The organism is Legionella rowbothamii (assembly GCF_900639985.1).
GTDB classification, from domain to species: domain Bacteria; phylum Pseudomonadota; class Gammaproteobacteria; order Legionellales; family Legionellaceae; genus Legionella; species Legionella rowbothamii.
Genome location: NZ_CAAAIM010000008.1, coordinates 192,622 through 204,049, shown reverse-complemented (window position 1 = coordinate 204,049; position 11,428 = coordinate 192,622). Strand labels below are relative to the sequence as shown.

The following is an 11,428-nucleotide window of genomic DNA, read 5'->3' as shown; positions in this document are numbered from 1 at the left end:
CTGTTAATTTTACTCCTTATAGGTGGTCTTCCTCGGTGGAATTACAGTAAAGACTGGGGTTATGGGCCTAGTGGTTTAATTGGAACAATTCTGATTATTTTACTTATCTTAGTCTTGTTGGGCCGCATTTAATGAGGATAAGCATCATTTATACGTATGAGTTTCGTTGTGAGTAAAACTAATTCTTACGTTATTTTTGATGAAGGTGACAATTGAAAAACAAAAGATACAGCTGAATACATAAAAAGGCTTAATATGTAGAAGGCACAATTTGATTAAAATTAGTGGCAATCCTTTTACATATCTTGGCCAAAGGCCAGTTGCTGCTTGTTTTTTACATCAAATTTTGCTCGAAAACTTAAAAATTTAATTATTAATATGCACTTGTTGCCCAATATTGACATTGATTTCTTACAACTTCTTGAAAAGAATTAGATTCATAAAAAATCCTTCTTAGGTTTTCAGCATCATTTTCTTTATTTTTTATTTCCTCTTCTAACAAGAGAAGAAATTGCTCTGTTTGTAAACTATTGGCGTATTTATTTATTCTCTTTAATGTATAAAGTATATCTTGGGCGATTAAATAGTGTTTTTCATTGGCAACATTAATAATATCTCCATTAAATCCATATCTACAGGCCTGAAAATAATTATAATTATAAAAGGAATATAAATTAGGACAAATTTCTATAGGTTTTTCTTCTAGTAGATAAAAAGCCAACGTTTGTAGGTAAGCTGTGATTAAAATTGCCTTGTTTAACGTTAAAGGAGTATCGCAAACCCTAATTTCTACGGTTCCAAAAGATGGCTGGGGTCTAATGTCCCATAAAAAATCTCCCAAGCTGCTTACTGCGCCTAAGTCACGCATTTTATAAAAGTACTTAGAGAATTCATCCCAGTTTTTAAAAAAGGGAATCACTCCGCTGAAAGGAAACGCCTTAAAAAGAGTGGATCTTGCAGAAAAAAATCCTGTATCAACTCCTAGATAAAAGGGTGAAGAGGCTGCAATAGCAATAAAATGAGGAACAAAACCTGAGAGCGCATGTATTAGATACAATGCGTCTTCTGGATTATTACAGCCTATGTGAACATGCTGACCAAACACTGTTGCTTGTTGTGCTAGAAACTTATATTCCCTGGCAAAAGAGGCAAGTTTTTTGTTTTTAATATAAATGTCTTGTGTATTCCATTGCTGGAAGGGATGCACTCCTCCGCCACAGAAAGAAATATCCAATGCAGATGCCTGCTCTAACAAAAAACCATATAATTTGTGAACTTCGGCGTATAACTCAGAGACTTTATAATGAACTGAAGAGTTAATTTCAATCATGCTTTGAGTCAGTTCAGGCTTAATTTGTTGTTGGTATGCGCTTCCCTGAATGTTCTCCAAAACCTCATTAGCACGGGAAATTAAAGAAAATGATTTCGGGTTAATAATTTGAAATTCCAGTTCCAGTCCAATTGAGAATTTTGAGGATTCTTTAAAGAGGATTTCTTTCATAGTATATCCTTATCACGCGCTGAGCCATTTTATAAATAGTGGAAAACCTACAATATGAATGGCAATAAATTGCCTTAATGGGCTTATAACTAAGGATAGCCTATCAATTAAATTATTTACTAAGTTTTCTTTAGACTTAAATAAGCGTAAACATATGAGTGCAAAATTCAAAAATTTCAAATTTATCTCTTAAGCTATAATAAAAGAAGCAGGATTTTGCATCACAAAAAAGTGAGAAAAAATGTGCCGATTCGTAGCTTACATTGGAAAAAATGATATTTTATTATCAGAGCTTTTAATTAAGCCAAGTAATTCTTTGATTAAACAAAGCCTTGTTTCTAAGGAGTCACGAACGGTCACTAATGGAGATGGGTTTGGCTTAGGATGGTACACCTCTTATGATAAAACGCCTGCGCTTTTTACTTCCTTATTTCCTGCGTGGAACGACCAAAACTTAAAATATCTTGCCCAAAAAACACGGGCGTCCCTTTTTTTTGGGCATATAAGGGCCGCGAGTACTGGAGGTATCTCTCAATTTAATTGCCATCCATTTATCTACAAAAATTGGTTGTTTATGCATAACGGATGGATTCCTCATTTTACAAAAGTAAGACGCCAAATTCAAAACTTACTGGATGATGATATTTATAATTGGCTCAAAGGAACCACTGATTCAGAGTTGATTTTTGCTTTATTTTTACAACTAGGGAAAAAAACAAACCTCAAGAGTGCCAATGATATACAAGTAGTCTTATTAAAGACATTACACATCATTAATAATTTAGTGAAGGAACATAATAAAAACGGAGTGTGTTATTTTAATATTTGTATCACTAATGGAAAATATACGGTTGCTTTTCGTTATTGTACTTCTTCCAAAGCCCAACCTGAAACAATGTATTTCTTTGAAGATACGGTTACAAAACAGGTAATTATAACCTCCGAGAAACTTTCTTCTAAAGGGATAAAGTGGATAGCAATACCACGTAATGCTTGTTTGTTAGTAGATACGAGCTATAACACTTCTCTTCAAGAACTTCCCTATTAAAGGCCTGGTCGGTGTAGAACAACGAGCCAATATAAGCAAGGTTATATTCATTATGAAACTCCTTTTAATAGCCAGGTAATTGTTTTCCCTTACTTTTTAATAAACACCTTAATATTCAGTAAGCTATTGTTCCATATCATAAAATTGGTAATTCACATCTTTTTCAAACTCGTGATTTTGTTTTATTTTTCCTATTAATTCTATATTTAAGTATTGGTTATAAAACTTAATTTCTTAACAAATAGAAGAAAATTTTTGCAATATCTAAGCTAAGGGCTATTATCAACTAATAAGCAAAATGTTGTTAAAATCTTCATCTTGCAAGGAGCTGCCATGTTGAACATTAAAGGAATAATATTTGATATGGATGGTGTAGTAACTCAAACCGCCACCCTTCACTTTGATGCTTGGAAAATCATTTTAGATGAATATGTAACTAACCTCGATAAAAAAAATAGATTATTCTCTGAAGATGAATATTGGAGCTATTTAGACGGAATGCCTAGAAAAGAAGGATTATCCAATTTTTTAAAGGAACGAAAAATTGGATATCATCAAGACATTCTTGAGCAATTATGTGATAAAAAAAATGAATTACTACATAGAATGTTATTTAATCAATCCGTCAAATATTTTTCAGACACAATTCAATTTATTGAGTTTTTATTAGCGCATAATTATCAAATCGCACTTATTTCATCCAGTAAAAATTGCATTCCTATTTTAGAAAGTGCCCAAATTAAACATTTGTTTCCTATTTATGTGGATGGAATTATATCTGAAGAGTTAAATCTTCGGGGGAAACCAGAGCCGGACATTTTCCTAGAAGCTGCCAAACGATTAAAATTATTGCCTAGAGAATGCGTTATTATTGAAGATGCCTTAGCTGGCGTAAAAGCAGGAAAAAAAGGCGGATTTGGAGGTGTGATCGCCCTTGATAGGAGAAATAAACTCCATCATCAATTCCGTCAATTAGGAGCAGATTACATTTTGCCTAATTTAGCGAGTGCACAAAATCTTTTTTACTTCCCAACAAGTCGCACAGCACCACTCAAAACAGGAACCCAAGCTTTAAAATCCATTTTACGACTCAGTAAACTTAATTATCAATTTGTTATTTTTTTAGACTATGATGGGACATTAACACCAATAAGAGAAAGGCCCAGCGAGGCCGTGTTATCCAACTCTATGCATTATTGCCTTAATCATCTCTCACGACATTATCCTACAGTCATCATGAGTGGAAGAGAACTTAAAAACTTACAAAAATTAATCAATATTGCCAGCCTTTTTTATTCGGGAAATCATGGATTTGAATTTGAAGGACCTCAATATTCTTACGAAATAGGCCAAGGATTTAAAGAAGAAATAAAAGAAGTTTACGACAGTCTATATCAATGTTTATTTTCAATTCCAGATTGTTTTATTGAGAATAAGACATTTTCCTTATCCGTTCATTATCGTTTAGTGGAGAAAAAATACCGTCATTTAATTGAAAAAGAAATAGAAAGAATTATGGTAGAACATCCTCATTTAAAAAAACATTTAGGAAAAAAGGTCTACGAAATAAGACCCAATATAAACTGGAATAAAGGAATTGCTTCCACATCCATTTTAAATAGATTCAAGGCCAAAAATCATAAATTAATTCCCATTTATATTGGAGATGATGTATCCGATGAAGACGCATTTGAAGCGTTCAAAGCTACTGGAATTACCATTAAAGTTGCAGAGAAATTACATCATACAAAAGCTCATTATTACCTAGACTCTCCCTTAGAGGTGCAAAACTTTTTAACCCAATTAACCTTTTTTAAGGAGTGTCGAATATGAATCCATGGATAATTAGCTATCGGAGTTTTGATAGCTCCACTATTCGCCTCAGAGAAACACTTTTTACATTAGGGAATGGTTATATTGCTTCTCGTGGGGCATTTGAAGACAGTAGTGCATCTACTCATTATCCAGGAACATACATTGCTGGTGGATATAATCGTGCAAAAAGCCACGTTGCCGATAAAATTCTAACTAATGAGGATTTAGTCAATTTTCCCAATTGGCTTCCTTTAACCTTTAAAGTAGAAGATGAAGATTGGTTTGAAATAACCAAAACAACCCTTCTAGACTTTTGTGAGTTATTACATCTTCGAAAAGGAATTTTAAAACGTTTTTATCGTATTAAGGATCATGCTGGGCGAATTTTTTTAATTAATAGTATACGCTTCATAAGTCAACACCATTCTCATTTAGCAGGCATTCGTTACTCGATAACCTCGGAAAATTGGACAGGAAAAATAACTATTCGCTCTTCTTTATGTGGTGGAGTAATAAACAAAGGAGTCCCCCGCTATCAAGAACTAAATGGACACCATTTGGAAACAATGAGTAAAGGAGTACACCAAAACGAATATCTATATTTACAAGCAAGAACGCTTCAATCTCATTTAGAAGTCTCAGAAGTTATTAAAACAGAGGTGTTTAAAAATCATTCCAAGATTAAGGCCCATTTTAAGATAATTGAAGAAAAAGATAAAATTCATCAACTGTTAGAGATTTCAATTGAACCTTATCAAAAAGTAACTCTTCAGAAAATAATGAGTGTTTATCATTCAAAAGATATAGGAATTTCAGAAAACTTATATGATGCTATTAAATTAATTCAAGAAAAGGGCAGTTTTCCCACATTAATTAAACATCACATTTGGGCATGGAAACAATTATGGCATAAAGCAGATATAGAAATTGAATCCCAAAATGGAGAACAACCCCTTATTCGTTTTCATGTATTTCATGCCCTACAATCCATCTCCAAAAATAGTATCCAACAAGATTATGGTGCTCCTGCCCGCGGGCTTCATGGAGAAGCCTATCGCGGCCATGTGTTTTGGGATGAGGTTTACATCTTACCCTTTTATTTTTCCACATTTCCCTGCATTGCTCGATCTATGCTCATGTATCGATATCACCGCTTAAACAGCGCAAGACAATTAGCTCGTGAAAAAGGGTATCAAGGCGCAATGTTTCCCTGGCAAAGTGCTAGCAATGGAGAAGAAGAAACCCAACAATTTCATTTAAACCCACAATCCGGAACCTGGGGGCCAGACTTAAGTAGTCAGCAAATTCATGTCAACATGGCTATTGCATATAACATTTATAATTACTATCAATTTACTCAGGACATTGTATTTTTAAAAGATTATGGGGCCGAAATTATTTTTGAAATCGCTAAGTTTATTAGTAGTTATGTAACATTTAATCCTGGAAAAAATAAATTTGAACTACTTGGAGTAATGGGTCCGGATGAATACCATGAAAAAGAAATAAACGCGGAAACCCCAGGATTACGAAATAACACTTATACCAACATCATGTCGGTGTGGGTGTTAGAAAAAGCCTTATCTCTAAAAGATATATTACCTTCCTTTCAGCTTCAATCTTTATATGAACTATTAAACATTCGGAAAGAAGATTTAAAAAAGTGGAAAAATATTACAACAAATATATTCATCCCTTTTCATGAAGAGATATTAAGTCAATTTGAAGGATATGAATGCCTTAATGCGTTTGATTGGAAATCCTATAAGAAAAAATATGGCCAATGTGAACGATTAGACCGCATCTTAAAAGCAGAAAATAAAGATCCCAATCAATTTCAAATTGCCAAACAGCCTGATACCTTAATGCTATTTTACCTTTTAGGGGAACAAGAGCTTCTTCGTATTCTTTATCATGCAGGATATTTGCCTACTCCCAAACTCATTAATGATACCCTATATTATTATTTGCAACGAACATCTCATGGTTCGACTTTAAGTAAAATAACTTTGGCGTCTATTCTCACAACTAGAGATCCCGCCTTATCCGTACATCTCTATCAAGAAGCCCTCATTAGTGATTTGCAGGACACTCAAGGGGGCACCACAGAGGAAGGAATTCACCTCGGAGTTATGACCGGTACGCTTTCATTTCTTAAACAATTTATCAGTGGTCTTGGGATATACGAAAATTGTTTGAGTCTAAATCCTCAATTACCCTCTTGGATTAAACGTTTAAAATTTAAAGTGCTATTTAAGCAAAATTTATATGTCATAGAACTTTTTTCATGGGGATGCGTCATTAATTTAGAGGAACAAAACACCCCGAATTGCCGGTTATTAATAAAAAATAAATGGCTTCGTCTTTCCTTAAATAACAAGCAAACTCTTGTTTATCATGAATTATTAAATAAAGCCCGACGCAAGAAGCCAAAACAGAGGAATTTTTTAATTAAGAAAACAACACCCAAGAATCAATTACGTTATTAAAAATTCTCAACCAATTTGTAGGAAATGGAGTTTCTTATGATAACACCAGAAATAAAATGGCTAAATTTTCTGCAATCCAAACAACTTTGGAATGGTCCGAAAGAAAAAACCATTATTTTAACTCCTCATCCTGATGACGAAACACTAGGCGCTGGAGGACTAATAAGAGATTTATGTCAAAAAAATATTGAGGTCCTCGTTATTGCCATCACCGATGGAGAAAATGCCTATCCACAGGTAAAAGATTTGAATAAAATAAGACAGCAAGAACAAGAAGAAGCTTTACATCTGTTGGGTGTAGCAAAAGAAAATATCATTCGTCTTAGATTAACCGATAGCTCTGTCAATCTCATTGAAGATGAATTGGAACAACTATTGTTACCCTTTATCAATGAAAAAGATCACCTATTAGCCCCTTGGCTCAGCGATTATCATGCTGATCATGAAGCGGTTGGGCGGGTGGCTTTAAAAATTGCGCAGCGCAAAAAAATTTATTTAGGGTTTTATTTTTTTTGGACCTGGCACTACTCCACTATTAATTCGCTTCATTCACTACCGCTAGGGATTTATCCATTGAATGACGAAACATATAATTTAAAACAAAAGGCATTAAGGTGTTATGCCTCTCAATATTCTGAAGAATATGGAAAAGCGGTTTTGACTCCCAATTTTTTAGTTCCTGCTCTTCGTTCTTATGAGGTGTATTATCCCTATGGACAATAAATTTGAATTTTTTGAGTCATTATACCGTAATAATCCTGATCCCTGGCAATTTGCTACAAGCCCTTATGAATTAAATCGTTATCAGCGAATTTGCGAAGTAATCAGTCATAAAAAGCATCGCTATGCCTTTGAAGCTGGCTGCTCTATAGGAGTTTTAACAAAAAAATTGGCTCAATTAGCTAAATTTGTGGAGGCGATCGATATTTCCTCACTAGCCACTTCTCGAGCCCTCATTTATTGCAATGAGTTAAAGAACGTTCGCATACAGTGCGATTCATTAATCAATTACCCTATAAATTCAAAAATAGACTTAATTATTCTTAGCGAGATTGGGTATTATTTTTATCCCAATGAGTGGGAAAGTACTTTAAAAAAAATACTTTTAACCTGTGAGCCTCCTTTTTATCTTTTAGCATCGCATTGGTTAGGTAATTCAAAAGATCATGTCTTAAGCGGAGATGAAGTCCATTCTATTATTTATTCTTTAAATGGATTGCATTTAGAGCATAGTGAAATAAATGAAAATTTTCGTTTAGATTATTGGATAAGAATATGAATATAAAACATTTATGCATCATTATTCCTGCAAAAAATGAAGAGCAACTTCTCCCTCGCTGCCTTCGGTCAATCTTAGAGGCCTGCAAGAACATCCCAGACTCAATTAGTGTGGATATTATCCTTTGTGTAAACGATTCGACTGATGCGACCTTTCAGATTGGCCAACAAATGATAAACAGAAGGGGGGTTGTTATAGAAAAAAACCATACTAATGTAGGGATGGCTAGAAAATATGCAACTCAAAAGGCTTTAAAGCGCTACACAGGGCCTTTAGAAGAATGCTGGTTAGCAAATACCGATGCAGACTGTGAAGTTCCTTTAAATTGGTTAACCACTCATCTTTTTTGGGCCTCTCAAGGAATAGATGCTATAACAGGAATTGTTGTCGTTGACTCTTACCGTGAACATGATTCCCAGGTGGCTGAACTATTTCAAAATCAATATATTATTAATGAAGATTGCTCTCATCCTCACATTCATGGAGCTAATTTAGGAATACGCGCAGACGTGTATAAAAAAATTGGCGGCTGGAATAACTTAGCAACTGCAGAAGATCATGACTTATGGAGTCGCCTAAAAAAATTTGATTTCAATCTAATTTCTCATTCAACACTATGGGTTACTACGAGTGGACGTAAACAAGGGCGAGCGCCTCACGGGTTTGCAGGAAAATTAGCATCATATAATGGAAAACAAAATGAACAAAATAGTCAATGAAACTTATGAGTTAATCAAAAAGACCGATCTCCTACCTCCCAAAGTCAGTGAAGTAGAAAGACTTTTTCACTTATTTGAGGTGGCTCGAAGGGATTTATCTTTAGCTAAATTGGCAGAGGCACATTGGGATGCTTTATCAATTTTACATGAAGCGTCACATGATATAAAAAAAGAACAATTATATGGAGTATGGGCATCTGAAATTCCTAATAAGCCTTTAATTCTAGACCGAACTAACTCCCAGTGGGTTTTAAACGGCACGAAAATGTTTTGTAGTGGGGCTGGAATTGTGGATCGTGCTTTAATAACAGCCGAAGGTTGGTTGATTGATGTGAATTTAACCTCTCCCTCCCCTACCCACCTCAACATCAGCAACGACCAATGGATCACGAGTGCGTTTAAAGAAACCAATACCTCCTCCCTTACCTTTATAAATTATCCCGTATTTAAAGAAAATATCATTGCAGAGAAAGGTTGGTATCTTCAAAGAAAAGGATTTTGGAAGGGTTCTTTTGGACCTGCTGCTTGTTGGGGAGGAGGTTCTGCAGGATTAATAGATTACGCGCGCTCCAATTCTCGAAAAGATCCGCACACATTAGCTCACCTTGCTGCCATGGAAACTAACCTGTGGACTATTCACTGTGTTTTAGAGTGTGCAGGAAAAGAAATTCAAAGCAATTTAAATTCTCTTTCTCTTCAACAATTGGCTTTAAAATCACGTCATATCATCGAACAGCTCTGCACCGATATCTTAAGACGGTTTGCACGGACATATGGCCCTTTTCCTTTAGCCTGTGAGCCTTCTATTCATAAACGTTACCACGAATTAGATTTATTCTTACGACAAAACCATGGTGAACGAGACTTAGAGACTTTGGGCTCTCTAATTAAGGCTCAATAATTAATTTCAATCAAAAGCCTCAACCAGAGGCATAAAATTAAAGATCAACTCTGGATGAAGATAAAGAAATAGGAAAAGCTATATTTTGGTTTCATTTTTCTGGTAACCAGTATCTAATGCTTCTGGAAATACCTTTTTGGCAGATTCTTTTATAAATAAAACTCCTATCATCTAAGCTCGCGCAAGCTAAGCCGAAAAACCCACTCAAAAAAAGTACCTCCTTTATTATTTGCCTTCTAAATGAGTGTATTTTAAATAATTAATTAAGAATGAATCAAACCCTCTCTTTGTTCAAATTCAAATCAAATAATTTTAGTCTACACTTTAAAAAAGGAATTAAAATGCTTCTAAGGGAGAATGATATGAATGATCCAGAATTATTTAAAAAGCCCTATGATTTGGAACAAATTAAGAAAAACGCCCAACAGTCTTTGAGTCAAGGAGCTGTAACCCAAGATTATCCATTGAACATAGAAGAAGCATGCCGCCTTTTGAATTCGGCATTAGCTACTGAAATCATGTGTGTTTTACGCTATCGCCATCATCAAATTATTGCAAAAGGAATTGACAAGCCCCAGGTAGTAGCGGAATTTGCAGAGCATGCATCGGATGAGGAGCGGCACATGATGATGATTGCCGAACGCATTAATCTCTTAGGCGGCGATCCTGATTTTAACCCTTTAACGATTTCGCAGCGAACAGCTACTGAATATGGCTCTGGAAAAAATTTGAGGGAATTAATTGAAGAAGATTTAGTGGCTGAACGTATCGCAATCATGGTTTATAGAGAACTTATTGAATGGTTTGGTACTAAAGATCCCACAACACGCCGAATGCTTGAAGAAATTCTTAAAGACGAAGAAGAGCATGCTGATGATTTATCAGACTTATTACATTAAGAATAGAAATAAATCAATTAGCTATTTTTCTTCTTAAGTAAATTTAAGATTCGACTCTACCTCGAAACTACATTCACAATCTAATTTGAGTCATTATTTTCTATTATAAAATAATGACTCGCAAAATACAGTCCGGAATAGTTTTTTTACTAGAGCATTATCGAAAAACCACTACTCGAATAGGATTTAAAATTTCCTAAATTATTATGTAATTGATATGCCCAGCTAATATAAATTATAAAATTTTCACACAGTTCAAAAAGAGCGCCTACATCGTAATTTATTCCCCATCCTTCCGCAGAGCTAATTTTACTTTGCGCATAGACTTTCGTGATATAAAGAAATTTTTTCTGCAGGGTTATATGCTAGAGTAACCATTGGATTAAGATCAATTACCTCCTCTGAGGCAAAAAGCCAGTTTTCTTTGTAAAAAGAATGTTTAAAACCTAGCGAAGTTATTGAAACGGCACCGTCAACTAAACTATTGCGCTAAATTATCTTCAATTGTTCCATCTCGGCCAAAGGAAACCCAGTCAATGAAATTAAATTCCTCACTTTTACAAGTAGGGGCCTTAAATCAATATCGTTGATATAATTAAGGAAAAATATGGTTCTAACAACTCCCCCTAACTCACGAAATGCTTGGTAAATTTTATGTTTTCGACTCTAGGTGCATAATTTTCGTAAAATTGCAGAGGCTTTGATTTTACCACTTCGAATAGACATCACCATACGTAGCATGTCGTAGTAATGTGCTTCTATCAGGGGTCGGGCCTA

10 protein-coding genes and 1 pseudogene are annotated in these 11,428 nt (G+C 34.6%); 9 read left to right on the top strand and 2 right to left on the bottom strand.

Features of this window, described 5'->3' with window-relative positions; all coding sequences use genetic code 11:
* Entirely contained in the window at positions 1 to 132 is a 132-nt protein-coding gene (locus tag E1P08_RS13710) for a DUF3309 family protein (protein WP_479724437.1), read from the top strand.
* Positions 133 to 373: 241 nt separating this feature from the next.
* Here E1P08_RS13710 and E1P08_RS13705 read toward each other — a convergent pair whose 3' ends face one another.
* Positions 374 to 1,501, bottom strand: coding sequence for a YbdK family carboxylate-amine ligase (locus tag E1P08_RS13705; RefSeq protein ID WP_133137571.1), 1,128 nt, complete (start codon positions 1,499 to 1,501; stop codon positions 374 to 376).
* Positions 1,502 to 1,742: 241 nt separating this feature from the next.
* Between E1P08_RS13705 and E1P08_RS13700 the strand changes: the two genes are divergently transcribed.
* The 8 genes from E1P08_RS13700 to E1P08_RS13665 all read left to right on the top strand — a co-directional run bounded on the left by E1P08_RS13700 (position 1,743) and on the right by E1P08_RS13665 (position 10,651).
* The gene (locus E1P08_RS13700) at positions 1,743 to 2,549 is read left to right on the top strand and encodes a class II glutamine amidotransferase (RefSeq protein ID WP_133137570.1); all 807 of its coding nucleotides are present in this window, start codon (positions 1,743 to 1,745) and stop codon (positions 2,547 to 2,549) included.
* 333 nt (positions 2,550 to 2,882) lie between these two features.
* On the top strand, positions 2,883 to 4,382 hold the full coding sequence (otsB, locus tag E1P08_RS13695; protein WP_133137569.1) for a trehalose-phosphatase: 1,500 nt from the start codon (positions 2,883 to 2,885) through the stop codon (positions 4,380 to 4,382).
* Positions 4,379 to 6,853, top strand: a complete 2,475-nt coding sequence (locus E1P08_RS13690) for a glycoside hydrolase family 65 protein (protein WP_133137568.1) — start codon at positions 4,379 to 4,381, stop codon at positions 6,851 to 6,853. The genes otsB and E1P08_RS13690 overlap by 4 nt, the downstream gene beginning before the upstream one ends.
* Before the next feature lie 36 nt (positions 6,854 to 6,889).
* Positions 6,890 to 7,576: a PIG-L deacetylase family protein gene (locus E1P08_RS13685; protein ID WP_165485188.1), complete on the top strand. Its 687-nt coding sequence runs from the start codon at positions 6,890 to 6,892 to the stop codon at positions 7,574 to 7,576.
* Positions 7,566 to 8,132, top strand: coding sequence for an SAM-dependent methyltransferase (locus E1P08_RS13680; RefSeq protein ID WP_165485187.1), 567 nt, complete (start codon positions 7,566 to 7,568; stop codon positions 8,130 to 8,132). The genes E1P08_RS13685 and E1P08_RS13680 overlap by 11 nt, the downstream gene beginning before the upstream one ends.
* The gene (locus E1P08_RS13675) at positions 8,129 to 8,851 is read left to right on the top strand and encodes a glycosyltransferase family 2 protein (protein WP_133137565.1); all 723 of its coding nucleotides are present in this window, start codon (positions 8,129 to 8,131) and stop codon (positions 8,849 to 8,851) included. The genes E1P08_RS13680 and E1P08_RS13675 overlap by 4 nt, the downstream gene beginning before the upstream one ends.
* A complete protein-coding gene (locus tag E1P08_RS13670; RefSeq protein ID WP_133137564.1) occupies positions 8,832 to 9,752 on the top strand; it encodes an acyl-CoA dehydrogenase family protein in 921 nt (306 codons plus the stop codon). The genes E1P08_RS13675 and E1P08_RS13670 overlap by 20 nt, the downstream gene beginning before the upstream one ends.
* Positions 9,753 to 10,114: 362 nt before the next feature.
* Positions 10,115 to 10,651, top strand: a complete 537-nt coding sequence (locus tag E1P08_RS13665; protein ID WP_133137563.1) for a ferritin-like domain-containing protein — start codon at positions 10,115 to 10,117, stop codon at positions 10,649 to 10,651.
* 489 nt (positions 10,652 to 11,140) lie between these two features.
* On the opposite strand, the pseudogene E1P08_RS13660 reads toward E1P08_RS13665, so the two are convergent.
* Positions 11,141 to 11,413, bottom strand: a pseudogene (locus E1P08_RS13660) (Tn3 family transposase).
* Between the last annotated feature and the right edge of the window lie 15 nt (positions 11,414 to 11,428).